Origin of the sequence: Streptomyces sp. SUK 48 (assembly GCF_009650765.1) — a bacterium.
Classification (GTDB): Bacteria; Actinomycetota; Actinomycetes; order Streptomycetales; family Streptomycetaceae; genus Streptomyces.
Genome location: NZ_CP045740.1, coordinates 4,540,135 through 4,561,745, shown reverse-complemented (window position 1 = coordinate 4,561,745; position 21,611 = coordinate 4,540,135). Strand labels below are relative to the sequence as shown.

Sequence of the window (21,611 nt, the reverse complement as noted above, 5' to 3'; positions counted from 1 at the left end):
GCGATCGGCGGCTTCCCCCGGAACAGAAAAGGGGGGCACCGCGAGGTCCCGGGACTGCCGGGGACCGGGGCCGGTTCAGGCGGCCGGGTTGCCGCCGGGCTCCGGCCGGGCCCCGCGGCGTGCCCGCGCGCCCACGGGCCGGCCCTGGCCGGTGCGACCCCGGCGGCTCCGGGACGGCGCGGACGTACGGCGGGAACGTTCCGCGGCCGGCGCGGTGATGACCACGGGGACGCCGGAGGGGGCCTGCGCGCCCGTGATGCGGGTCAGCTCCGCCTCGCCGGAGCGGACCGGAGTGATGCGCGGGGTGATGCCGGCCGACGCCATCAGCCGGCTGATGCCACGGCGCTGACCGGGTGTCACCAGGGTGACGACGCTGCCGGAATCGCCGGCGCGGGCTGTACGGCCGCCGCGATGCAGATAGTCCTTGTGGTCGCTCGGCGGATCCACGTTGACGACCAGGTCGAGACTGTCGATATGGATGCCGCGGGCCGCGACGTTGGTGGCCACCAGGACGGTGACGTGCCCGTCCTTGAACTGGGCCAGGGTCCGGGTGCGCTGCGGCTGAGACCTGCCACCATGCAGGGCCGCGGCGCGGACACCACTGTCCAGCAGGTGCTCGGTCAGCCGGTCCACGGCGTGCTTGGTGTCCAGGAACATGATGACCCGGCCGTCCCTGGCCGCGATCTCGGTGGTCGTGCGGTGCTTGTCGGCGGCGTGCACGTGGAGCACGTGGTGCTCCATCGTGCTGACGGCACCGGCCGACGGGTCGACGGAGTGGACCACCGGATCGGCCAGGTAGCGGCGGACCAGCAGGTCGACGTTGCGGTCCAAGGTGGCCGAGAACAGCATGCGCTGGCCTTCCGGGCGTACCAGGTCGAGCAGGGCGGTGACCTGGGGCAGGAAGCCCATGTCGGTCATCTGGTCGGCCTCGTCGAGAACCGTGATGCCGACGTCGTCGAGCCGGCAGTCGCCCCGGTCGACGAGGTCACGGAGCCGCCCGGGTGTCGCGACCACCACCTCCGCGCCACCGCGCAGGGCACCGGCCTGTCGGCCGATGGGCATGCCGCCGACGACGGTGGCGAGCCGCAGCCGCAACGAGCGGGCGTAGGGAGCGAGCGCGTCGGTGACCTGCTGGGCCAACTCGCGGGTGGGCACGAGGACCAGAGCCAGTGGCCGGCGCGGCTCGGCGCGCCGGTCGGCTGTACGGGCCAGTACCGCCAGGCCGAAGGCGAGGGTCTTGCCCGACCCGGTACGGCCGCGGCCGAGTACGTCACGGCCGGCCAGGGAGTTCGGCAGGGTCGCCGCCTGGATCGGGAACGGCACGGTCACGCCCTGGTGGGCGAGCGTGGTCAGCAGTGGTGCCGGCATGGCGAGATCGGCGAACGACTCGACGGCGGGCAGCGCGGGCGTGTCCGTCTTCGGCAGCGCGAATTCGCCTCGCCCGGGGTGCCGTTTTCCGTGACCGTCGGAGCGGCGCGGAACATGTGTGCGGGTGGAACGCGTGCGGTTCATGCGGAACCTTCCTCGATGGGCACGTATCAAGGAATTTCCGCAGCAGAATGAGCGACGCAGAGAATCGCGAGAACGAGCCGAAAAAACCGGGTCGGACGACCCTGAAAACAAAGCGAGCCGGGGCCCGCACCCCAAGGTGCGGGCCCCAGCTGCGAAGTATGCGTCAGTGGCGCGGCGTCAGGCGGGAACGATGTTCTCGGCCGTCGGGCCCTTCTGGCCCTGCGCGATGTCGAACGACACCTTCTGCCCTTCCAGGAGCTCACGGAAGCCCTGGGTGGCGATGTTCGAGTAGTGGGCGAAGACGTCGGGGCCGCCGCCGTCCTGCTCGATGAAGCCGAAGCCCTTTTCCGCGTTGAACCACTTCACAGTGCCGTTAGCCATTTGTTTCTCCTTCGGGAACGGTGCCAGGAACACGCCCTGTGCGTATTCCGTGTCGCCGTGATGATCAGCCGTCGGAAAAATCTTCTGGCAACCACACCTGCAACTGATGACGACAGTAGCACGTAGTCGCCGGCCCTGCCGGGGAGATAATTCGGCACCGCCTAAGATCACAGGAATAGTCTCCGTGCGCCGCGCCGATTTCTCATGTCGCGACCATAGATATTTTCCTCGGCGGCGCCCCATGAAAATTCCTGCGGGGCAGGGGTCGGCCCCCCTGACGTCGGCAGCCGCCGATCCGCCGCAACCGCCTCACCGGCGGCCCCGGTCGCATCCGGTTCGGCACTCCTGCCGAGGGTGTCGGCGTCGGCCTTGACCACGTAGACCTCCCACGGCTCCTTGCCGGGGCCGCGCACCCACACCTTGTCCTGGAGGGCGTAGCAGCAGGAGGTGTTGTTCTCCTCGAACGTGGCGAGACCGGCCTCCTTGAGCCGGTCGGTGGCGGCGGCGACCTGCCCGGTGGACTCGACCTCGACGCCGAGGTGGTCGAGCCGGGTCTCCTCGCCGGGGGCGCCCTGGATCAGGACGAGCTTGAGCGGGGGCTCGGCGATGGCGAAGTTGGCGTAACCCTCGCGCCGCTTGGCCGGTTCGGTGCCGAACAGCTTCGAGTAGAAGGTGACCGACGCCTCCAGGTCGGGGACGCGCAGGGCGAGTTGAGCGCGGGACATGGCGGAACTCCCATCCGTTGTGTTCGACGCCTACGACACTCACGACGCCTGCATCGATAACTGTCGATGCAAGATTGCGCGCTGCATCGAAGCCTGTCAACATAGACGTATGTCGAATCAAGACCTGGTGCTGCTCGACCAGCCCGACGCGACCGACGCGACCGACGACGCCTGCTGCCCCGGACTGCTCACCGCTCCCCTGGACGAGGACCAGGCCGCGGAGCTGGCGAAGGTGTTCAAGGCGCTCGGTGATCCCGTCCGGCTGCGCCTGCTGTCGATGATCGCCTCCCGGGCGGGCGGCGAGGTCTGCGTCTGCGACCTGACCCCGGCCTTCGACCTGTCCCAGCCGACGGTCTCGCACCATCTGAAGCTGCTGCGCCAGGCCGGTCTGATCGACTGCGAGCGGCGCGGCACCTGGGTCTACTACTGGCTGGTCCCGGAGATGACCGACCGCTTGGCGGCCATCCTGACGCGCCCCGCCGGTACGCCCGCCCTCGACGGCACCGCCTCGTGACCGCCCCCGTGACCGAGGGGAACGTGGCCGGACGGCTCTCCTTCGTCGACCGCTACCTGGCGCTGTGGATCCTCGCCGCGATGGCCGCCGGACTGGGCCTCGGCCGGCTGGTCCCGGGCCTGGGCGGCGCGCTGGCCGAGGTGACCGTGACCGGGGTGTCCCTGCCGATCGCCCTGGGCCTGCTCGTGATGATGTACCCGGTCCTGGCCAAGGTCCGTTACGACCGTCTCGGCACCGTCACCCGCGACCGCCGTCTGCTGGTGCCGTCCCTGCTGCTCAACTGGGTCGTCGGCCCGGCACTGATGTTCGCGCTGGCGTGGCTGTTCCTGCCGGACCTGCCCGCCTACCGCACCGGCCTGATCATCGTGGGCCTGGCGCGCTGCATCGCGATGGTGATCATCTGGAACGACCTGGCCTGCGGCCACCGCGAGGCCGCCGCCGTCCTGGTCGCCCTGAACTCCGTCTTCCAGGTCGTCGCGTTCGCGGCGCTCGGCTGGTTCTACCTGTCCGTGCTCCCCGGCTGGCTGGGCCTGCCCCGGACGGACCTCGACGTGTCGACCTGGCAGATCGCCCGCAGCGTCCTCATCTTCCTCGGCATCCCCCTGGCCGCCGGCTACCTCACCCGCCGGATCGGCGAGCGGACCAGGGGCCGTACCTGGTACGAGTCCCGACTCCTCCCCCGCATCGGCCCGTTCGCCCTCTACGGGCTGCTCTTCACGATCGTCCTCCTCTTCGCCCTGCAAGGCGACGCCATCACGTCGAGCCCCCTGGACGTCGCCCGCATCGCGTTGCCGCTGCTGGTCTACTTCGCCGTCATGTGGGCCGGCTCGATGACTTTGGCGGGGGCCATCGGCCTGGACTACCCCCGCGCCACGACGCTGGCCTTCACCGCCGCGGGCAACAACTTCGAACTGGCCATCGCCGTCGCGATCGCCACCTTCGGCGCCTCCTCCGGGCAGGCCCTCGCGGGCGTCGTCGGCCCCCTGATCGAGGTACCGGCGCTGATCGCCCTCGTCCACGTCGCGCTGCGTACCCGCCGCCACTTCACTGTTACGGAAGACCCCACCTATGCCTGACCTGGCCCCCGTCCCCTCCGTCCTCTTCGTCTGCGTCCACAACGCCGGCCGCTCCCAGATGGCCGCCGCCTTCCTCACCCACCTCGCGGCCGACCGCGTCCAGGTCCGCTCGGCCGGCTCCGCCCCCGCCGACACGGTCAACCCGGCCGTCGTGGCGGCGATGGCGGAGTCGGGCATCGGCATCTCGGCCGAGACCCCCAAGGTGCTCACGGTCGACGCCGTCCGGTCCTCCGACGTCGTCATCACCATGGGCTGCGGCGACACCTGCCCGGTCTTCCCGGGCAAGCGCTACCTCGACTGGCAACTGCCGGACCCGGCGGGCCAAGGCGTCGCCGCGGTGCGCCCGATCAGGGACGAGATCGAACGGCGGGTCCGGGACTTGCTCGCCGAGCTCACGCAGACGACGTAACGGCGCTTCCGGGACCTACGCCCGCCCGCTTGAACCCGTGACTCCGCTCCACTTTCGCCACGTGCAGCGTGTAGCTCCGATACCACTCGGCTCGCCCACGCTCCTGCGCCGCACGGTGCTCGGCATCGCTCCGCCACTTCGTGAGTGCCTCCGCGTCGCGGAAGTACCCGACGGTGATGGACAACCCACCAGGAGTCTGCGCGTGGTCCGCCCCCAGATACCCGGGGACCTCCTTCACCAGGTCCTCCATGCGCGCGTTGGTCTCGCCGTAACCACTGCGGTCCTCGGTCGGGACCGCGGTGAACACGGCGACGTAGTACGGCGGTTCGAATGCCTCGACAGGCGCGACAGCCACCTCTGATTGATCACTCATGACGTCACTGTGCGTCAACCCTGGACCAACGATCCAGGGTCTTTCCCGAACGGGATCCATAGGGGATCCGACTCTTGACCATAGAGTCGGGCGTCCCCTCGGAAGCTGAGCGATGCAGTCCGCATAGACCGTCTTGGTCCACTGTCGAGCCGCCCTCGAACGGCCCAGCCATGGCTCACGTGAACGACGTCAGTTACCGGATGCGGCCCGCCATCGCTCGGTGACGCACCCTTCTTCCATGTGCCACCACTCCTTGGCCACACCGTGCCTGAGCAGCTTTTGAACCTTGACGAGGTCGGCGGTAGGCGGGACGTCCAGGGCGACCATGCCGAACCTCTCTATGCCCTCTCCATCGACACCGAGCTCCTTGAACGCATTGATCACACTCTGCCGCGCAGCTGCCGAGCCGCTGCCCCGGAGCACGATGAGGCGGATGGCGCAGTTGTCGGAACACCGCACCACCTCGCCGGCCCATCGCACGCCCTCTTCATCGGGCTCGGTGACCACGACGTCCCCACAGGCGATGCCGCGTACGAACCATGGGATGTTGTCGAGCCGTGCGGTGCCGTCACGCTGATCGACCGCCCACAGACTCTCCACCGACGCCGGGGCCAGTCGTCCTCGATCTCAAGCCGGAAGTGCACCTTCACGTACGGGCCCTCGGGGTTCGTCATGGCGCCCACAATGCACGCTCCTGCCGCACCGGCCTCAGGGGGCGCCTCTATTCGGGGACTTGGCGGGGCACGAGAGGCAAGAAGAGCACCGGGTGGATCGACCAGGTGATGCGGGTCTGAGCGTGGGTGACGGTCACCGTGCAGGGTTCGCGGCGCAGTAGCGATCGGCGGGTTTCCAGGCGACCGGCGTGCAGCCATGCCCATGCCTCCTCGGAAGCGGCCGCGTCGAGGGCCGGAGAGATCGTCCGCAGGGCGACCGCGACCCACCGGTCGGCCTGCGATGCCGAGTACGCGTCGATCGCGGCGAGGAGTGCTGGTCCTCCGCGCGGCCAGCGAAGAGAATCGGTCGCGCACACGCACCAGTAACCGCGGCGCAGCGTGCTGGTCACGACAAAAGGCCCTGAGCACGCGCAGGTTGGGGCATCGGCTCCTGGCAGCGGAGAGGCGCGTCGAGTTCGGCGGTGACGGTGCGGCCGGGGGCGCCGCCTTGGATCCTGAGCCGGTCGGTGAGGGCGGCGACCATGCCGAGTCCTCGGCCGTGGGTCGATTCGGGAGTCGGACGCTGGGCCTGGGGGCTGGTCTCGGACGTGCCGGAGTCGGTCACCTCGATGACGACGGCCAGCGGGGAGACGGTGAGCGCCACGTGGAACGTGCCGCCGGAGTGGCCGCTGGCTGTGTGCACGACGGCGTTGGTTCCGAGTTCGGTCACGACCAGCGCGGCGTCCTCGGATCGAGGGTGGCCGTCCAGCATCGCGCGCGTCCACCTACGGGCGGCATGAAGTTCCTTGGGGTCCCCCGGGGAAGCTGCGTCGATAGGTGGGCATGGCGTCCTCCATGGGCGATGACCTGCTGTTCTCCCGGGCAGAGCGACCCGTCGGCAAGAGTGGAGCAGGCGAGCCGTAGAATCAGTACCGGCACCGTACTAAAAGTACGGGTATTGAGAAGCATGAATCCGCACTTTTCGTACGGGCGTTGAGATGCATAACGTCGCCCTGAAGCTGGTGGCCGGCATGGGCGCCGACGGAGGAAGGACCTCGTATGTTCGGACTGATGGTGCGCTTCACCTGCAAGGACGATGCGGCCGCGGCCGCGTTCGACGACCTGGTGGAGCGGACGGGTGAGCACATTCGTGCGCACGAGCCCGGAACGGTGATCTACGCCGTGCATCGTGTTGACGGCCGCCCCTTGGAGCGCATGTTCTACGAGCTGTACGAAGACGAGGACGCCTTCCAGGAGCACGAGTCGAAGGACTATGTCCGTCTCTTCCTCGCCGAGCGGGACCAGTACCTCTCCGGCACGGAGGTCGACCGTCTGGACTTCGTCTCTGGCAAGGGCGTGCGCGTTGAGCGGTGACTACGAGCGGGCTCTCGGCCGCAGGATCGCCGCCGGGCGCAAGCAGCGCGGACTCTCGCAGAAGGAGTTCGCCGCGCTGCTGGGGCGTTCCGAGGCTTGGCTGTCGCAGGTGGAGCGAGGTGTGCGCCGCATCGACCGGATGACCGTGCTGGGGAAGGTCGCCGACGTCCTGGGCGTACCGGTGGCGGAACTGGCGGCCGAGGCGCCTCTCATGGTCACGGCGGCCGACGACGCGTCGAGCGGGGCGGACCGCTTGCGCCTGCTGCTCAGTGCTCCGCATGCCCTCAAGGCGCTCGTCGGCCGGGAGCGGGATGATGCGTCCGCGGATGTGACAGCGCTTCGTACGGAAGTCGCGCGGGCCTGGGCGCTTGCCCACCAAGGTGCCTATGCCGACCTGACCGAACTGCTGGAGGCACTGGTGCCCCGGCTGGAGTCCGCCGCCCGAGCCACCACCGGGGCGGACCAAGCTGACATCTTCCGGCTGCTCGCCGGCGTTTACCAGGCGTTCGGTGCCGCGCTCGCCAACATGGCGGAGCCGGAGGCCGCCTGGGTCGCGATCGACCGTGCCGTGGCCGCCGCCGAACGGGCCGGTGATCCCCTGCTGATGGCCGCCGGCGCTTTCCGCCTGTCGATCGTCTTCCTCGGTGCGCGTCGCTTCGAGCAGGCGGCCGGAGTCTCCGAAAGCGCCGCCGAGGCACTGGTTGTCATGGATGGTGCCGAGCAGATCGAGGCGGTGGCGCTGCGCGGTGCCCTGACACTGCAACGGGCCCTCGCCGCCGCCCGGCTGAACCTGGCCGATGACGCGTACGCGTACCTGCGCACCGCCCACGACCTGGCCGAGCGGGTCGGTGAGGGGCGCAACGACTACAACACCGAGTTCGGTCCGGCCAACGTGTCGGTGCACGAGGTGTCCGTCGCGGTCGGCCTCGGAGACGCCGGAAGGGCTCTTCGCGCCGCGCGGAAGGCCGACGTGTCGGTGCTGTCCGAGGAGCGGCAGGCGCGGTTCCATCTCGATGTCGCCCGAGCCCATGCCCAGCGCCGGCAGGTGGACGACGCCGTATCAGCTCTGGTGAAGGCCAGGGACTTGTCACCCCAGTTGGTGACCACCCTGCCGTCCGTGAAGCAACTCGTGGCAGATCTGCTGCTCATGGGTCAGCCACCCGCCGAAAGGCTGCGGCAGCTGGCTGGGGAGCTTGGCGTGGACGCTGCTGGAAGCGGCGCCTGAGGGGGCCCTTGCAGGGTCGGCCAGTGACATGGAAAACGCCCCTCACCCGCGCCGAACGCGCAAGTGAGGGGCGTAACCGCGAGAACTACTTCTTCTTGCCCTGGTTCTTGACCGCCTCGATTGCCGCCGCTGCCGCGGCCGGGTCGAGGTACTTGCCGCCCGGGGTGAGGGGCTTGAAGTCGGTGTCGAGGTCGTAGGCGAGGGGGATGCCCGTGGGGATGTTCAGGCCCGCGATGTCGGCGTCGGAGATGCCGTCCAGGTGCTTGACCAGGGCGCGCAGGGAGTTGCCGTGGGCGGCGACGAGGACCGTGCGGCCGGTCAGGAGGTCGGGGACGATCGCGTCGTACCAGTAGGGGAGCATCCGGACGACGACGTCCTTCAGGCACTCGGTCCTCGGGCGCAGCTCCGGCGGGAGGGTCGCGTAGCGCGCGTCGTCGAACTGGGAGAACTCGGAGTCGTCCGGCAGCGGGGGCGGCGGGGTGTCGTACGAGCGGCGCCAGAGCATGAACTGCTCCTCGCCGAACTCGGCCAGCGTGGCCGCCTTGTCCTTGCCCTGGAGGGCGCCGTAGTGGCGCTCGTTCAGGCGCCAGCTGCGGTGGACCGGGACCCAGTGGCGGTCCGCGGCCTCCAGGGCCAGCTGCGCGGTGCGGATCGCGCGCTTCTGGAGGGACGTGTGGACCACGTCGGGCAGGAGGTCGGCGTCCTTCAGGAGCTCGCCACCGCGGACTGCCTCCTTCTCGCCCTTCTCGTTCAGGTTGACGTCCACCCAGCCGGTGAACAGGTTCTTCGCGTTCCACTCGCTCTCGCCGTGGCGGAGGAGGATCAGCTTGTACGGTGCGTCGGCCATGCCTCAGAGCGTAATCCACGGCCCCCGGGCCCCGGCGCGGCCGACCGGTGGACGGGACGAGGAGGAGGGGGAGGAGGCAGGGAGGGGACGGCGAGCGGGCCGCGGTAATCCAGTGGTCGATGTCAGAGGCCGTGGGTAAGTTGTGCGGGCGTCTTCGGCCACTTACCGGCCCGCGCATCGGCCACTGACCGACCCAGGGGGACCCCTCATGCCCGCCGCCCGTCTCGGACGCGCCGCCCGGGAAGCCGTGTCCGGGCTCCCCCGTGAGTTCTGGTGGCTGTGGACCAGCACCCTCGTCAACCGGCTCGGCGCCTTCGTGGCCACCTTCATGGCCCTCTACCTCACCCTCGACCGCGGCTACTCCGCCTCCTACGCCGGGCTCGTCGCCGCCCTGTTCGGGCTGGGCGGGGTGGTGGCCTCGCTCGTGGGCGGGGTGCTGGCCGACCGCGTCGGGCGGCGGCCCACCCTGCTCGTCGCCCAGTCGGCCACCGCCGTCTGCGTCGCGCTGCTCGGGTTCATGAACGGCCCGGTCGCCATCGCCGGGGTCGCCTTCCTCGTCGGCGTGGCCTCCAACGCCTCCCGGCCGGCCGCGCAGGCGATGATGGCCGACATCGTGCGGCCCGAGGACCGGGTGCGGGCCTTCTCGCTCAACTACTGGGCCATCAACCTCGGGTTCGCCGTCTCCGCCGCGGCCGCCGGGTTCATCGCCGAGTTCAGCTATCTCGCCGGGTTTCTGATCGAGGCGGGCATGACGGCCGCCTGCGCGCTCGTCGTCTTCCTGAAGGTGCCCGAGTCCCGGCCCGCCGCCCCGGTCCACCAGGACGAGCCCCAGGTCAGCCTCGGCACGGTGCTGCGCGACGGGCGCTACATGGCCGTCGTCGGGCTGTCCTTCCTCGTCGCCCTGATCTTCCAGCAGGGCGATGTCGCCCTGCCGGTCGCCATGGGCCGCGCCGGGTTCACGCCCGCCGACTACGGCGTCGCCATCGCCGCCAACGGCGTCCTGATCGTCGCCCTCCAGATCCCCGTCACCCGGTTCATCGAACACCGCGACCCGCGCACCCTGCTCGTCGTCTCCTCGGTCCTCGCCGGGTACGGCTTCGGGCTGACCGCCTTCGCCGGGTCCGTCGGCGTGTTCATGGCCACCGTCTGCGTGTGGACCCTGGCCGAGATCGTCAACGCGCCGACGCAGACCGGGCTCGTGGTCCGCCTCTCCCCCGTCCACGGCCGCGGCCGCTACCAGGGCGTGTACTCGCTGTCCTGGTCCGTCGCCGCCCTGGTCGCGCCGCTGATGTCCGGCCAGGTCATCGACCGGTTCGGGGCGAAGTGGCTGTGGGGCACATGCGCCGTCCTGGGGATGGTCGCGGGGGCCGGGTACGCGCTGCTGATGCGCGGGCTCGGTGATCACGGGAGGGGTGGGGAGGAAGGCCGTACGGCGGCGGGGTCGGTCGTCGTCACCGGCGCCGATGCCGCCCCGGCACCCTCCCCGGCTGTGTGACGGAGGTCACATTCGACCCTGTCACATTCGCCGCGGCCCCTCCGTCCATGAGGTGTAGCCAGCAGCGAGCAGTACGACCCGCACAGGAGCGCATCACCATGGACGCCCGTCTGAACCTGATGACCAACCCGGTCGCCGGCACGTTCCTCAAGTACGTCAACTCGGCCGGGAAGGTGCTGACGGACTCCACCCTCCCGGCCGCGACGCAGGAACTGGTCAAGCTCCGGGCCAGCCAGATCAACGGCTGCGGGTTCTGCACCGACATGCACAGCAAGGACGCCGAGGCCGCCGGGGAGAGCGCGCAGCGGCTGCACCTGGTCGCCGCCTGGCGCGAGGCCACGGTGTTCACGGAGGCCGAGCGGGCCGCGCTGGAGCTGACCGAGCAGGGGACCCGGATCGCGGACGCGGCCGGCGGGGTCACCGACGAGGCGTGGGCTCAGGCCGCCCGGCACTACGACGAGGAGCAGCTGACCGCGCTGGTCGGGCTGATCGCCGTCATCAATCTGTACAACCGGGTGAACGTCATCGTCCGGCAGCCCGCGGGCGACTACCAGCCCGGCATGTTCGGCTGACCGCGGCGGACCGGGGGCGGCCGGTACGGGGGTCCGGCCGTCCCCCCGGAGGGGGCGCGCGTCAGGGATGCATGCGCGCCCCCTTCAGCACCTTGTCCACCCCGCCGCGCGGGCCGTACACCGCGAGCCCGACCAGATCCAGATCGGCCGTGGTCACGGCGCGTACGGCCGCGCGGTTGTCGCGGTCGTTGCCGGTGGCGAACAGGTCCGCGGTGAACACGGCGCAGGGCAGGGCCCGGCCGAGCGCCCGTCCGTGGGCCGCGCGCAGGGTCTCCTTCTCGCCCTCGAAGACCAGCACGGGCTGCCGGAACATGGGCAGGTACCGGGCGCCGTCCGCGTCCTCGTAGGGCTCGCCGACCACCTCGGGCAGCATCGCGCCGAGGCCGCTGACCAGGAACGCGGTGACGTTCAGCCGCTGCCAGGAGGCCAGGTCCGCGCGCAGCAGCACGGCGATCTTGGTGTCGAACCGGAGGGGCCCGGCGGGCTCGAAGGGGACCGGGGCGGGGGTCGGGGTGCTCATGGGACGAGACTGCCGGTCCCCGCCGGGCAGGGTCTTGTACGTTGTTTGCATGGCCGCGAACGGGTCCGCGAGCGGGGCCGCGAACGGGTCCGCGCGAAAAGCCCCGGGCGAGGAAGCGCGCGGAGCCCCGGGCGAGGAAGTGAGCGCGTGGCGTCCCCGGGTGCCGGGCGTCACCGAGGTCTTCCACGCCCGTTTCACCGAGTACGCGTACCCGATGCACGTCCATGACGCCTGGACCCTGCTGATCGTGGACGCCGGCGCGGTCCGCTACGACCTCGACCGGCACGAGCACGGCACCCCGCTCGACACGGTCAGCCTGCTGCCCCCGCACGTGCCGCACAACGGCTCCCCCGCGACCCCCGGCGGCTTCCGCAAGCGGGTGGTCTACCTGGACAGCAGCCGGCTCGGCGAGGAGCTGATCGGCGCGGCCGTCGACGGGCCCGATCTGCGCGACCCCGTGCTGCGGCTGCGCGTCGGACAACTGCACGCGGCCCTCGCCCGCCCCGGCGACGAGCTGGAGGCGGAGAGCAGGCTGACCCTCGTCGGGGAGCGGCTGCGGGGGCATCTGCGGCGCCGCGTCGAGCCGCCGGGTCCGCGCCGCTCTCCGCGACTCGCCCGGCAGCTGAGGGAGTTGCTGGACGCGCGGCTCGCCGACGGTGTCTCGCTGGCGGAGGCGTCCGGGCTGCTGCACGCCCATCCCGCCCATCTCGTCCGGGCGTTCAGCGGCGCGTACGGCATCGCACCGCACCAGTACCTGATGTCACGCCGGGTCGGCCGGGCCCGCCGGCTGCTGCTGGACGGGCTGCCGCCCGGCGAGGTGGCGGCCCTGACCGGGTTCTACGACCAGGCCCATCTCACCCGCCACTTCCGCACGTTGGTCGGGGTGCCGCCGGGCCGCTACCGGAGTGGGGCGCGCCGCATCTCGTAGCCCGCGGACTTCATTCGGCAGGGCGTTCGACGAGGTGCTTGAAGGCGTCCAGGTTGCGGGTGGACTCGCCGCGGGAGACGCGCCAGGCGTACTCCTTGCGGATGGAGGTCGCGAAGCCCAGCTCCAGCAGGGAGTTGAAGGCGCCGTCGGCCGCCTCCAGGACCTGGCCGAGGAGGCGGTCGATCTCGTCGGGGGTGACGGAGGCCAGCGGGAGGCGCGCGGTGACGTAGACGTCGCCGAGGCGGTCGACGGCGTAACTCACGCCGTACAGCTTGAGGTTGCGCTCCAGGAGCCAGCGGTGGACGCCCGCCTCGTTCTCGTCGGGGTGGCGCACGACGAAGGCGTTGAGGGAGAGGGAGTGCCGGCCGACGAGGAGGGAGAGGGTCGTGGACAGCTTGTGGGTGCCGGGCAGCTTGACCACGTAGGTCCCGGTCTCGGGGTTCTCCCACTCCAGTTCGGCGTCCTGGAAGACGGCCTCCAGGACCTGTCCGGCCTTCTCGACATCACCCATGGTGGGAGCGTACGCGACGGCGGTACGACTGGGTCGCGGCCGTGTAGACGTCGGCGGTCGCCGCGGCCGCCGCGTCCCAGCCGAAGGACCGGGCGTGCCGGGCGGCGGCGTCGCCCATCCGCGGGGTGAGGGCCCGCTCGTCGGCGAACCGGGCGAGGACGCGCGCGTAGTCGGCCGGTTCGTGCCCCTGGACCAGGAAGCCGGTCTCGCCGTCGCGCACCGCCACCGGCAGCCCGCCGACCGAGGCGGCGAGCACCGGGGTGCCGGCCGCCTGCGCCTCGATGGCGACCAGCCCGAAGGACTCGCTGTAGGACGGCATGACCAGCAGGGATGCGGCCCGGAACCAGTCCGCGAGCTGCTCCTGGCCGACGGGCGGGCGGAACCGTACGACGTCCGCGATGCCGAGCCGGGCGGCCAGCTTCTGGAGGCCCTCGGGCTTGGCGAGGCCGCTGCCGCTGGGGCCGCCGACGACGGGCACGACGATCCTGGAGCGCAGCTCGGGGCGCTCGTCGAGGAGGACCGCGACCGCGCGCAGCAGCACGTCCGGGGCCTTCAGGGGCTGTATGCGGCCCGCGAAGAGGGGGATCAGGGCGTCCTTCGGCAGTCCGAGGCGGGCGCGGGCGGCGGCCCGGCCGTCGGCGGGGCGGAAGCGCTCCAGGTTGACGCCGGGGTGGACGACGGCGACCGAGCCGGGGTCGGCCTCGTAGTGCCGGACCAGTTCGCCGGCCTCCTCGTCGGTGTTGGCGATCAGCCGGTCGGCGGCGGCGACGATCTGGGTCTCGCCGATGACCCGGGCGGCGGGCTCGGGGCGGTCGCCGGCGGCCAGGCTGGCGTTCTTGACCTTGGCCATGGTGTGCATGGCGTGCACCAGGGGGACGCCCCAGCGCTGGGCGGCGAGCCAGCCGACGTGGCCGGAGAGCCAGTAGTGGGAGTGGACCAGGTCGTAGTAGCCGGGGCGGTGGCCGGCCCATGCCTGCATCACGCCGTGCGTGAAGGCGCACAGCTGGGCGGGCAGCTCCTCCTTGGCGAGGCCCTCGTAGGGGCCCGCGTCGACGTGCCGGACCAGGACGCCGGGGGCGAGCTGGACGGTGGGCGGCAGATCGCCCGCGGTGGCCCGGGTGAAGACCTCCACCTCGATGCCGAGCGCGGCGAGCCGCTGGGCCAGCTCCACGATGTAGACGTTCATGCCGCCCGCGTCGCCGGTGCCGGGCTGGTGCAGGGGCGAGGTGTGCACGGAGAGCATCGCGACCCTGCGGGGCCGGCGGAGCAGCCGTAGCCGGGGCGTGGCGGACGGGGAGCGGCGCCCGAGCCTGCTGGCGTACTGGCTCACGTGGCGGTCCTCCTTGCTGCGGGCATGCCGGACGGAGGACTCGCCTGCGCCCTCCACGGGGGTGCAACAGCGGGCGGGGGGCCGGTCATTTCCAGAACAAGCCGATTTACCGAATCATTACCTTTGTTTGCTCAACCCGGCCCCCAGCCGGTCCCCCCCTGTTCCCCTTTACCCTCGTACTCATGGCAACCCGCGCATCCGCCCTCCGCCCCGTGGGGACCGTGACGCGCGGCACCACCAACCCCAACCGGCTGCGCCGCATGGACCGCTGGATCGCGGCCGCGCACGGCGCCGAGCTGCGCCGCGCCGCCGAGCCGCTCGCCGTCGACCTCGGCTACGGCGCCGCCCCCTGGACCGCCGTGGAACTGCTCGGCAGGCTGCGCACCGCGGCCCCGCGCACCCGGGTCGTCGGCATCGAGATCGAGCCGGAGCGGGTCGCGGCGGCGCGGCCGTACGAGCGCGAGGGGCTGGTCTTCCGGCACGGCGGCTTCGAGGTCCCGGTGGCCGGGCGGCCGCTGCTGATCCGCGCGGCGAACGTGCTGCGCCAGTACGACGAGGACCAGGTCGCCGCCGTCTGGGAGCGGCTGTGCGCGCGGCTGGCCCCGGCGGGCGGCGGCTCGCGCGGGGGGCTGCTGGTCGAGGGGACGTGCGACGAGATCGGGCGGCGGCACGTCTGGGTGGCGCTCGGGCCCGAGGGGCCGCGGACCGTCACCTTCGCCACCCGGCTCGGCTCCCTGGACCGCCCCTCCGACCTCGCCGAACGGCTGCCGAAGGCGCTGATCCACCGCAATGTGCCCGGTGAGCCGGTGCACGCCTTCCTGCGCGACTTCGACCGCGCCTGGGCGGCGGCCGCGCCGTACGCCGCGTACGGCGCCCGGCAGCGCTGGCTGCGCACGGTGCGCGCCCTCACCGCGGACTGGCCGGTGACGGACGCGCCGGTCCGCTGGCGGCAGGGTGAAGTGACCGTGGCGTGGGGGGCTTTGGCGCCGGTGAAGTGACCGTGGCGTCGGGGGCTTCGGCGCCGCGGGGCGGCTGATTACGGGCCGGACCGGTCGAAACCACCCCTTCGGGTGGCGGGCAACGGAACGATCTCCGTGCGCCGTTCGTCAGACGGGCGAGGTGATCGTCGTCTCGGCAGGACAAGGGGGAAATCCGACTTTCCTCACGGCCTCTGTCGCTTTGCGCCCGGCCGTGGCACGATCCCTCAGGCGTCCTTAAGTTACTGACGGTAAATCAGCTGGGGGGTAGGTATGGGTACGGGCAAGCGCGGTCTGCTCGCGGCCGCCCTGACCGTGGTCTGCGCGGTGGCCGTACTCGCGGCACCCGGGACGGCGCTCGCCGCGCCGGCTCCCCCGCAGGACGCCGGTCCGACGGCCGGCACCAGCCCGACACCCGTGCCGGACAAGGACCTTGAACAGGTCCGCCAGAAGCTGGACAAGCTCTACCACGACGCGGCCGTGGCCACCGACGCGTACAACGCGGCGGAGGAGAAGACGAAGAAGCAGTCCGCCGAGATCGTCTCGCTGGCCAAGAAGATCGTGGCCGGGCAGCAGAAACTCGCACAGCTCAAGGACCAGGCGGGCGCGGCGGCCCGGGAGCAGTACCGCACCGGAGGGGTGCCGCCCACCGCCCAGTTCCTGCTCAGCGACGACCCGGACCAGTTCCTGGACGGCGCGGGGCTGGTCCTCCAGAGCCAGCAGGCGGCCAACCATCTGATCGGCGAACGGACCGACACCCAGCAGCAGTTGCAGGACTACGCCTCCGACGCCGCCGCCCAGTGGAAGAAGCTGGACGCCGACCGCAAGGCCAAGGCGAGCGCCAAGAAGAAGATCCAGCAGCAGATCGACGCCGCGAAGAAGCTGGAGTCGTCGCTGGAGGAGAAGCAGCGGGAGCGGCTCGCGCAGCTGGAGCAGAAGGCCGCGCTGAAGGCGCAGACCGCCTGGCTGGACACCGGCATCCTCGACCGGATCCACGGCAAGGCGTCCGCGGCGGGCGAGAAGGCCGTGGCGTTCGCCACCGCCCAGCTCGGCAAGCCGTATGTATGGGGTGCCGCGGGCCCGGACTCCTTCGACTGCTCGGGGCTGACCTCCCAGGCGTGGGCCGCGGCCGGCCACCCCATCCCGCGCACCTCCCAGGAGCAGTGGCAGCAGCTCAAGCACATCGACGTCAAGGACATGCGGCCCGGCGATCTCGTCATCTACTTCGACGACGCCAGCCATGTCGCCCTGTACATAGGGGACGGCGCGATCATCCAGGCCCCGCGTCCGGGGCGCTCGGTGACGGTCGCGGGCGCCGGTTCGATGCCGATCCTGGGGGTCGTACGGCCCGACGCGTGACGCCGCCGGGCCGCGCGGAGCGGGGGCCCCGGGCGGGGATGTGAGGCGCGTCGCGTGAGCCGCGTTATACGGCTTTCGCCCCGGTGACGCGGGTCATGTGACCCACTCCACCGCCAACCCCCGTGCAAACCGGGGCAGGACGTGAGCTTCGTCATCCCCCGGGGCCCGGCGCGCTGTCCAACTGCGGTACGGAAAGCGGCATATGACAGTGGCCTGCGCCGGAGCGACGGGGCTCACACCATTCCATCGAGGTGGCCCCACCCGCTAGGGTCACCCGTCGGTGGGTCGAGACCCCTCGACACCGCCGTGCCCTCGGGGGGAGGGAAGGAACCCAGACGATGCCCGTACCCGTACCGCGGCAGAGAGCGATCCCGGCCGTGGAGAGTGGTCAGGCGCAGGCCGCCGGCAGTGTCGGCGGCCCCCTCAAGGAAGAGGCCCACCGCGACGCCGCGCCCGTGAACGGCGCCACTCTCACCCTGCTGCTGATCGAGGACGACCCGGTCGGCTCGCCGATCGTGCCCGAACTGCTGGACTCGGCCGGCAAGCCGGTCCGGGTGCGCACCGCCCGCAACCTCACCGAGGCCGAGCGGCTGCTCACCGACGACGTCCACTGCATCCTGCTGGACCTGGCGCTGCCCGCGCCGGGCGGCGGCGACACCGACGACGAGCTGGCCGTGCTCCATCACGTCCTCCAGCTCGCGCCCCGGCATGCCGTGCTGGCCCTGACCGGCTCCGGCGACGCCGAGCGCGGCGCCCAGGCGGTGCGCGTCGGCGCGCAGGACTACCTCGTCCGGGACGAGCTGGACAGCCGGCTGCTCAGCCGCGCCGTCCGCTACGCGGTGGAGCGGAAGCGATCCGACACCGCGGAGCGCAGGCTCACCGAGAGCCGGCTGCGGGCGCAGGAGAACCGGCGTCTGGAGCGCGGGCTGCTGCCCACGCCGCTGCTCGACGGCTCCTCGCTGCGGTTCGCGGCCCGGTACCGCCCGGGCCGCTCGCGCGCGCTGCTCGGCGGCGACTTCTACGACGCCGTGCGCACCCCCGACGGCACGGTGCACGCCATGATCGGAGACGTCTGCGGGCACGGCCCGGACGAGGCGGCGCTCGGCGTGGAGCTGCGCATCGCCTGGCGGGCGCTCACCCTCGCGGGACTGTGCGGGGACGAGCTGCTGGGCACCCTCCAGGAGGTGCTGGAGCACGAGCGCCCGGACGACGAGATCTTCGCGACGCTGTGCACGGTGGACATCGCGCCCGACGGCCGCCACGCGGGCCTGTGCCTGGCCGGCCATCCGGCCCCGCTGCTGGTGCGCCCCGGCGTACCGGCGCGGCTGCTGCCGTACGACAACAACGGCCCCGCCCTCGGCATGCTGCCCGGGTCGCGCTGGTCGCGGATGCAGGTGGAGCTGGGCGCCGAGTGGAGCCTGATGCTCTACACCGATGGGCTGATCGAGGGGCGTGTCGGGGCCGGCGGGGAGCGGCTCGGCCAGGACGGCATGGTGGAGATGATCCGCCGCCAGCTCGCCGAGGGGCTGCGGGGCGAGGAGCTGCTGCGGGCCGCGGTGCAGGAGGTGCGCCGGCTCAACGAGGGCGAGCTGGCGGACGACGTCGCGGTGGTGCTGCTGGACCGGACGGCGTAGGCCGGTTCCGGGGGAACCGGCCGGCCTGATCCGAACGAGAGGCCCTAGCGACCGCCGTTGTACGGGCCGTACGGGCCGTCGCTGCTGCTGCCGCCGCGGCGGCGGCCGAAGCCTCCGCCGCCCGTGACCTGCCGGAGCGCGGGGCGTACGTCCACGAGGTAGACGATGCTCGCCACGGCGCCGGCGATCGGCAGGATGGCCAGGACCGAGAAGATGACGCTGGCGACCAGGGCGATGCCCAGGATGATCAGCCAGAAGACCTTGTTCTGCTTGTCGGCCGCGCGGAAGGCGTCCTCGCGCCGCACCGCGGCGTCGACGAGCGCGAACGCGGCCAGGGCCATGAGGACGATCTTCAGGATTCCCATGAATCCCGCGAAGCCCAACATCAGCATGCTTGCCACCGCTCCCGTTCCGCCGCTCGGTCCCTACGCGGCAACCGTACCCATAGAACGGGCGGAACGGGCCGGACACCCAAAGATGGCCGGCCCGCCGCCGCCCGCGCTCTCACACGGCCGGCGGGGTGGGCTTCTTCGGGGTGGCCGTCCTGCGGGCGGTCGGGGACTTCCGGGCGGCGGCGGCCTTCCTCTCCGCGGCGGCCTCGGGCGTGGCGACCTTGGGCCGGCCGGCCTCGTCCCTGACCTCGACGGGCTCGGGCTTGCCCTCGACGACGATGGCCAGCTCCTCGATGTCCTCGGCGGCCTCGCCGCGCCAGGTCTTCACGGCCGCCTCGCCGTGCTCGGCGACCTTCTCGTAGGTCTCGCGGGCCTTGACGGCGTACTCGGCGGCGACGCCCACACCGCGCAGGGCGAGGTCCTGGGCCTGCTCGCCGAGCTTCTTCAGGTCGACGTCGAAGCCGCCGATCAGCTCGGTGACCTTGGTCTGGAGGGTCTCCTGGGCCTCCTTGGCCCGGGCGGTGGCCTTCTCCTGCACGGCCTTCGGGTCGGTGCCGCGCACCTTCTCGATCCGGGCCGGGGCCTCGGCGCGCAGCTGCTCGACCAGTGCGGGCACCTTCTTGGCCTGCTGAAGGGCGAGGTCGGCGGTACCGGCGGCGAAGTAGAGCGGAGTCGGGTCGCTGAGGGTCTTGCGCAGGTCGTCGGTGATGGCCATGGTGATCAGGTCCTCCCGGATCTCGCGTTCGGCTGAGGTGGTGTGGTTCGCGGTGGGCGCCCGGTGCCCTGGTCCGGCGTCAGCCGGCCGTCCGCCGCGAGCCGGCATCGTCGTCGTCCGTTCCCTGCTCCGCGCCGTCCTCACCCGCGGGTTCGCCGGCCCCGAATCCGTTCTCCTTGCGGAAGGACTCGTAGATCTGGAGCAGCACCTGCTTCTGCCGCTCGTTGAGCGAGGGATCGGCGAGGATGACGGCGCGCGTCTCCACCTCGTCCCGGTCCCGCTCGGCGTCGAGGATGCCGGCGCGGACGTACAGCGTCTCGGCGGAGATCCGCAGGGCCTTGGCGACCTGCTGCAACACCTCCGCGCTCGGCTTGCGCAGCCCGCGCTCGATCTGGCTCAGATACGGATTGGACACGCCGGCCGCCTCGGCGAGCTGCCGCAGCGACAGCTGGGCGTTCCGCCGCTGCTCGCGCAGATACTCCCCGAGATTGCCGACGTTCAGCGATGCCATGCCTCCACCATGCCCCACCACCGCTAACAATTGCAAGCAGGTGCTTGCAAGAGTGTGCCGGGTGTCGGGGCGCCGACACCAAAGAGAAAGGGGGCGGTCAGGCGGTCAGGTCCAGCCATTCGCCGACGGCCAGGACGCGGGCGCGGCGGCCGGCGTGGGTGCGCAGTTCGTTCGCCGGGTCGGGGACCTCGACGTAGCCCGCGATCTTGTCCGGCTGCTCCGGCTCGTAGTGGATCGGCACCGCGTAGCGGGCGTCGAGGATCTCCGCGGCGACCGCGGCCTGCCGGGGGTCGAGGGCGGCGGGCAGCGGGCTCGGCGGCTGGAGGTGCGGCGCGTCGACCACGGGGCCGTTGGCGGGCAGGAACACCGCGTCGAAGGGGCCGAACCGGCGCGCGATGAGCCACCAGTAACCGTGGAACATCGTGTCGCCGCCGTGCAGGACCCGCTGCCCGTCGGCCTCCACCACCCAGTTCAGCTGCGGGTCGCCCAGCCCGTCGATGGCCGGGACCGCGGTGGCGCGGAACGGCCCGAGTTCACGGGTGGACCAGACGTCCACGACCTCGGCGGCCAGCCGGTGCCGGGCCAGTTCGCGTTCGGCCGGCAGTGTCGTCAGGTTGTCCACGCTGTCGCCGGGGCCGGGCGCCGGTCGCAGCACCGGCGCACCCGGCGTCAGCACCTCCGCGAGCGCGGCCGCGTCGGTGTGGTCCCGGTGCAGGTGGGTGACCAGCGCGGCGCTCGCCGTCCCGCTCGGCGTCGCCAGGTGCGCGCCGGGCTTCCACCCCGTGAACAGCGGCGAGATGTCTTGCACATAGTCGATCAGCAGCCGCTCGCCGCCCGCCTCGATCTCCAGTCCGGCCCAGCCCAGTCGTCGCGCCCGCATCCCGCACTCCTTCGTTCCGGTGGTTGACGCGGAATTTAGCGTACGAGCGTTCTCCAAATCAATAGCGAACGGCCGTACGCTATTCTTGGCGCATGTCACCACGACGCTCAGCGGCCGAAGCGCAGGCCACCAGGGGCCGGATTCTGGGCCGTGCCGCGGAGATCGCCTCCGAGGAGGGGCTGGAGGGCATCACCATCGGCCGGCTCGCCGAGGAGCTCGGGATGAGCAAGTCCGGGGTGCACAAGCACTTCGGCACCAAGGAGACGCTCCAGATCTCCACGCTGGACAAGGCGTTCGTGGACTTCTGGCACCGGGTGGTCGAGCCCGCGCTGGCCGAGCCGCCGGGTCTGCGGCGGCTGCGCTCGGTGTGCGCCGGCTCCGTGGACTACCTCCAGGCTCCGCTGCTGCCCGGCGGCTGCCTGATGACCGCGGCGCTCACCGAGTACGACGGCCGCCCCGGCCGGGTCCGCGACGCGGTGGCCGAGGTGTGGTCGCGCTGGCGGGATCAGCTGCGCGCCGACCTGACCGCGGCGGTGGACAGCGGGGAGCTGCCCGCCGGGTTCGACATCGAGCAGGCGCTGTTCGAGATCGTCGCCGCTGGGCTGGCACTGAACGCGGCCATGCAGCTCCAGCGGGACCGGGCGGCCGCGGGCCGGGCCCGCCGCGCGATCGAACGGGCTCTGGACCAGTCCTGACCG

26 protein-coding genes and 1 pseudogene are annotated in these 21,611 nt (G+C 71.6%); 12 read left to right on the top strand and 15 right to left on the bottom strand.

Features of this window, described 5'->3' with window-relative positions; all coding sequences use genetic code 11:
* Positions 1–75: 75 nt before the first annotated feature.
* The 3 genes from GHR20_RS19890 to GHR20_RS19880 form a co-directional block, all read right to left on the bottom strand.
* Positions 76–1,512 (bottom strand): DEAD/DEAH box helicase, encoded by a 1,437-nt coding sequence (locus tag GHR20_RS19890; RefSeq protein WP_153813950.1) that lies wholly within the window; start codon positions 1,510–1,512, stop codon positions 76–78.
* 177 nt (positions 1,513–1,689) lie between these two features.
* Positions 1,690–1,893, bottom strand: coding sequence for a cold-shock protein (locus GHR20_RS19885; protein ID WP_020134439.1), 204 nt, complete (start codon positions 1,891–1,893; stop codon positions 1,690–1,692).
* A gap of 167 nt (positions 1,894–2,060) precedes the next feature.
* Positions 2,061–2,618: an ArsI/CadI family heavy metal resistance metalloenzyme gene (locus GHR20_RS19880; RefSeq protein ID WP_153813949.1), complete on the bottom strand. Its 558-nt coding sequence runs from the start codon at positions 2,616–2,618 to the stop codon at positions 2,061–2,063.
* Between the two features lie 109 nt (positions 2,619–2,727).
* Between GHR20_RS19880 and GHR20_RS19875 the strand changes: the two genes are divergently transcribed.
* From GHR20_RS19875 to GHR20_RS19865, 3 genes are read left to right on the top strand one after another with little or no spacing between them, the layout of a single operon-like run.
* A complete protein-coding gene (locus GHR20_RS19875) occupies positions 2,728–3,132 on the top strand; it encodes a metalloregulator ArsR/SmtB family transcription factor (RefSeq protein ID WP_111583939.1) in 405 nt (134 codons plus the stop codon).
* On the top strand, positions 3,129–4,208 hold the full coding sequence (gene arsB, locus GHR20_RS19870; RefSeq protein WP_153813948.1) for an ACR3 family arsenite efflux transporter: 1,080 nt from the start codon (positions 3,129–3,131) through the stop codon (positions 4,206–4,208). Before GHR20_RS19875 ends, arsB begins: the two co-directional genes overlap by 4 nt.
* A complete protein-coding gene (locus GHR20_RS19865) occupies positions 4,201–4,617 on the top strand; it encodes an arsenate reductase ArsC (protein WP_153813947.1) in 417 nt (138 codons plus the stop codon). Before arsB ends, GHR20_RS19865 begins: the two co-directional genes overlap by 8 nt.
* On the opposite strand, the gene GHR20_RS19860 is transcribed toward GHR20_RS19865, so the two are convergent.
* From GHR20_RS19860 to GHR20_RS19845, 4 genes and pseudogenes are all read right to left on the bottom strand, one after another.
* The gene (locus tag GHR20_RS19860; RefSeq protein ID WP_153813946.1) at positions 4,601–4,990 is read right to left on the bottom strand and encodes an antibiotic biosynthesis monooxygenase; all 390 of its coding nucleotides are present in this window, start codon (positions 4,988–4,990) and stop codon (positions 4,601–4,603) included. The genes GHR20_RS19865 and GHR20_RS19860 overlap by 17 nt on opposite strands.
* 189 nt (positions 4,991–5,179) lie before the next feature.
* Positions 5,180–5,664: pseudogene (locus GHR20_RS19855) on the bottom strand (DUF4265 domain-containing protein).
* Positions 5,665–5,711: 47 nt separating this feature from the next.
* Positions 5,712–6,053, bottom strand: a complete 342-nt coding sequence (locus tag GHR20_RS19850; RefSeq protein ID WP_153813945.1) for a hypothetical protein — start codon at positions 6,051–6,053, stop codon at positions 5,712–5,714.
* Complete coding sequence (locus tag GHR20_RS19845; protein ID WP_153813944.1) at positions 6,050–6,415, bottom strand: ATP-binding protein; 366 nt, start codon at positions 6,413–6,415, stop codon at positions 6,050–6,052. Before GHR20_RS19845 ends, GHR20_RS19850 begins: the two co-directional genes overlap by 4 nt.
* Positions 6,416–6,702: 287 nt before the next feature.
* Between GHR20_RS19845 and GHR20_RS19840 the strand changes: the two genes are divergently transcribed.
* Together GHR20_RS19840 and GHR20_RS19835 are read left to right on the top strand one after the other, a co-directional pair.
* Positions 6,703–7,017, top strand: a complete 315-nt coding sequence (locus GHR20_RS19840) for an antibiotic biosynthesis monooxygenase (protein WP_148025040.1) — start codon at positions 6,703–6,705, stop codon at positions 7,015–7,017.
* Positions 7,007–8,242 (top strand): helix-turn-helix transcriptional regulator, encoded by a 1,236-nt coding sequence (locus GHR20_RS19835; protein ID WP_153813943.1) that lies wholly within the window; start codon positions 7,007–7,009, stop codon positions 8,240–8,242. Before GHR20_RS19840 ends, GHR20_RS19835 begins: the two co-directional genes overlap by 11 nt.
* Positions 8,243–8,327: 85 nt before the next feature.
* Here the strand turns inward: GHR20_RS19835 and GHR20_RS19830 are convergent, their stop codons facing one another.
* The gene (locus GHR20_RS19830; protein WP_148025042.1) at positions 8,328–9,089 is read right to left on the bottom strand and encodes a phosphoglyceromutase; all 762 of its coding nucleotides are present in this window, start codon (positions 9,087–9,089) and stop codon (positions 8,328–8,330) included.
* A 208-nt stretch (positions 9,090–9,297) separates the two neighbouring features.
* On the opposite strand from GHR20_RS19830, the gene GHR20_RS19825 reads away from it, so the two are divergent.
* Positions 9,298–10,584 (top strand): MFS transporter, encoded by a 1,287-nt coding sequence (locus GHR20_RS19825; protein ID WP_153813942.1) that lies wholly within the window; start codon positions 9,298–9,300, stop codon positions 10,582–10,584.
* Between the two features lie 98 nt (positions 10,585–10,682).
* Positions 10,683–11,156 (top strand): carboxymuconolactone decarboxylase family protein, encoded by a 474-nt coding sequence (locus GHR20_RS19820; protein ID WP_153813941.1) that lies wholly within the window; start codon positions 10,683–10,685, stop codon positions 11,154–11,156.
* A gap of 61 nt (positions 11,157–11,217) precedes the next feature.
* Here the strand turns inward: GHR20_RS19820 and GHR20_RS19815 are convergent, their stop codons facing one another.
* Positions 11,218–11,676: a DUF2000 domain-containing protein gene (locus GHR20_RS19815; protein WP_243878080.1), complete on the bottom strand. Its 459-nt coding sequence runs from the start codon at positions 11,674–11,676 to the stop codon at positions 11,218–11,220.
* Between GHR20_RS19815 and GHR20_RS19810 the strand changes: the two genes are divergently transcribed.
* Entirely contained in the window at positions 11,675–12,604 is a 930-nt protein-coding gene (locus GHR20_RS19810; RefSeq protein WP_194858928.1) for an AraC family transcriptional regulator, read from the top strand. The genes GHR20_RS19815 and GHR20_RS19810 overlap by 2 nt on opposite strands.
* Before the next feature lie 10 nt (positions 12,605–12,614).
* Here the strand turns inward: GHR20_RS19810 and GHR20_RS19805 are convergent, their stop codons facing one another.
* Complete coding sequence (locus GHR20_RS19805) at positions 12,615–13,115, bottom strand: YbjN domain-containing protein (RefSeq protein WP_111583948.1); 501 nt, start codon at positions 13,113–13,115, stop codon at positions 12,615–12,617.
* Positions 13,108–14,445 carry a D-inositol-3-phosphate glycosyltransferase gene (gene mshA, locus GHR20_RS19800; protein ID WP_194858927.1) on the bottom strand — a complete coding sequence of 446 codons (1,338 nt, stop codon included), beginning with the start codon at positions 14,443–14,445 and terminating at the stop codon, positions 13,108–13,110. The genes GHR20_RS19805 and mshA overlap by 8 nt, the downstream gene beginning before the upstream one ends.
* A gap of 182 nt (positions 14,446–14,627) precedes the next feature.
* Here mshA and GHR20_RS19795 point away from each other — a divergent pair, with 182 nt between their 5' ends.
* The 3 genes from GHR20_RS19795 (at position 14,628) to GHR20_RS19785 (ending at position 18,415) form a co-directional block, all read left to right on the top strand.
* Positions 14,628–15,443, top strand: coding sequence for a class I SAM-dependent methyltransferase (locus GHR20_RS19795; RefSeq protein ID WP_153813937.1), 816 nt, complete (start codon positions 14,628–14,630; stop codon positions 15,441–15,443).
* Between the two features lie 252 nt (positions 15,444–15,695).
* Positions 15,696–16,781, top strand: coding sequence for an NlpC/P60 family protein (locus GHR20_RS19790; RefSeq protein WP_153813936.1), 1,086 nt, complete (start codon positions 15,696–15,698; stop codon positions 16,779–16,781).
* A gap of 338 nt (positions 16,782–17,119) precedes the next feature.
* Positions 17,120–18,415, top strand: coding sequence for a fused response regulator/phosphatase (locus GHR20_RS19785; protein WP_111583951.1), 1,296 nt, complete (start codon positions 17,120–17,122; stop codon positions 18,413–18,415).
* A 44-nt stretch (positions 18,416–18,459) separates the two neighbouring features.
* On the opposite strand, the gene GHR20_RS19780 is transcribed toward GHR20_RS19785, so the two are convergent.
* From GHR20_RS19780 to GHR20_RS19765, 4 genes are all read right to left on the bottom strand, one after another.
* On the bottom strand, positions 18,460–18,807 hold the full coding sequence (locus tag GHR20_RS19780) for a DUF2516 family protein (protein ID WP_194858926.1): 348 nt from the start codon (positions 18,805–18,807) through the stop codon (positions 18,460–18,462).
* 112 nt (positions 18,808–18,919) lie between these two features.
* Positions 18,920–19,522, bottom strand: coding sequence for a hypothetical protein (locus GHR20_RS19775; RefSeq protein WP_148025053.1), 603 nt, complete (start codon positions 19,520–19,522; stop codon positions 18,920–18,922).
* Between the two features lie 79 nt (positions 19,523–19,601).
* Complete coding sequence (locus GHR20_RS19770) at positions 19,602–20,033, bottom strand: helix-turn-helix transcriptional regulator (RefSeq protein ID WP_111583953.1); 432 nt, start codon at positions 20,031–20,033, stop codon at positions 19,602–19,604.
* A 97-nt stretch (positions 20,034–20,130) separates the two neighbouring features.
* Positions 20,131–20,913: an MBL fold metallo-hydrolase gene (locus tag GHR20_RS19765; RefSeq protein ID WP_153813934.1), complete on the bottom strand. Its 783-nt coding sequence runs from the start codon at positions 20,911–20,913 to the stop codon at positions 20,131–20,133.
* Between the two features lie 92 nt (positions 20,914–21,005).
* On the opposite strand from GHR20_RS19765, the gene GHR20_RS19760 reads away from it, so the two are divergent.
* A complete protein-coding gene (locus GHR20_RS19760; RefSeq protein WP_111583955.1) occupies positions 21,006–21,608 on the top strand; it encodes a TetR/AcrR family transcriptional regulator in 603 nt (200 codons plus the stop codon).
* Positions 21,609–21,611: the final 3 nt, after the last annotated feature.

Coding starts and splice junctions, on each gene's coding strand:
- GHR20_RS19890 (WP_153813950.1), bottom strand. CDS start 1,512: ATGAACCGCACGCGTTCCACCCGCACACATGTTCCGCGCCGCTCCGAC.
- GHR20_RS19885 (WP_020134439.1), bottom strand. CDS start 1,893: ATGGCTAACGGCACTGTGAAGTGGTTCAACGCGGAAAAGGGCTTCGGC.
- GHR20_RS19880 (WP_153813949.1), bottom strand. CDS start 2,618: ATGTCCCGCGCTCAACTCGCCCTGCGCGTCCCCGACCTGGAGGCGTCG.
- GHR20_RS19875 (WP_111583939.1), top strand. CDS start 2,728: ATGTCGAATCAAGACCTGGTGCTGCTCGACCAGCCCGACGCGACCGAC.
- GHR20_RS19865 (WP_153813947.1), top strand. CDS start 4,201: ATGCCTGACCTGGCCCCCGTCCCCTCCGTCCTCTTCGTCTGCGTCCAC.
- GHR20_RS19860 (WP_153813946.1), bottom strand. CDS start 4,990: ATGAGTGATCAATCAGAGGTGGCTGTCGCGCCTGTCGAGGCATTCGAA.
- GHR20_RS19845 (WP_153813944.1), bottom strand. CDS start 6,415: ATGCTGGACGGCCACCCTCGATCCGAGGACGCCGCGCTGGTCGTGACC.
- GHR20_RS19840 (WP_148025040.1), top strand. CDS start 6,703: ATGTTCGGACTGATGGTGCGCTTCACCTGCAAGGACGATGCGGCCGCG.
- GHR20_RS19830 (WP_148025042.1), bottom strand. CDS start 9,089: ATGGCCGACGCACCGTACAAGCTGATCCTCCTCCGCCACGGCGAGAGC.
- GHR20_RS19825 (WP_153813942.1), top strand. CDS start 9,298: ATGCCCGCCGCCCGTCTCGGACGCGCCGCCCGGGAAGCCGTGTCCGGG.
- GHR20_RS19820 (WP_153813941.1), top strand. CDS start 10,683: ATGGACGCCCGTCTGAACCTGATGACCAACCCGGTCGCCGGCACGTTC.
- GHR20_RS19810 (WP_194858928.1), top strand. CDS start 11,675: ATGGGACGAGACTGCCGGTCCCCGCCGGGCAGGGTCTTGTACGTTGTT.
- GHR20_RS19815 (WP_243878080.1), bottom strand. CDS start 11,676: ATGAGCACCCCGACCCCCGCCCCGGTCCCCTTCGAGCCCGCCGGGCCC.
- GHR20_RS19805 (WP_111583948.1), bottom strand. CDS start 13,115: ATGGGTGATGTCGAGAAGGCCGGACAGGTCCTGGAGGCCGTCTTCCAG.
- GHR20_RS19795 (WP_153813937.1), top strand. CDS start 14,628: ATGGCAACCCGCGCATCCGCCCTCCGCCCCGTGGGGACCGTGACGCGC.
- GHR20_RS19790 (WP_153813936.1), top strand. CDS start 15,696: ATGGGTACGGGCAAGCGCGGTCTGCTCGCGGCCGCCCTGACCGTGGTC.
- GHR20_RS19785 (WP_111583951.1), top strand. CDS start 17,120: ATGCCCGTACCCGTACCGCGGCAGAGAGCGATCCCGGCCGTGGAGAGT.
- GHR20_RS19780 (WP_194858926.1), bottom strand. CDS start 18,807: ATGCTGATGTTGGGCTTCGCGGGATTCATGGGAATCCTGAAGATCGTC.
- GHR20_RS19775 (WP_148025053.1), bottom strand. CDS start 19,522: ATGGCCATCACCGACGACCTGCGCAAGACCCTCAGCGACCCGACTCCG.
- GHR20_RS19770 (WP_111583953.1), bottom strand. CDS start 20,033: ATGGCATCGCTGAACGTCGGCAATCTCGGGGAGTATCTGCGCGAGCAG.
- GHR20_RS19765 (WP_153813934.1), bottom strand. CDS start 20,913: ATGCGGGCGCGACGACTGGGCTGGGCCGGACTGGAGATCGAGGCGGGC.
- GHR20_RS19760 (WP_111583955.1), top strand. CDS start 21,006: ATGTCACCACGACGCTCAGCGGCCGAAGCGCAGGCCACCAGGGGCCGG.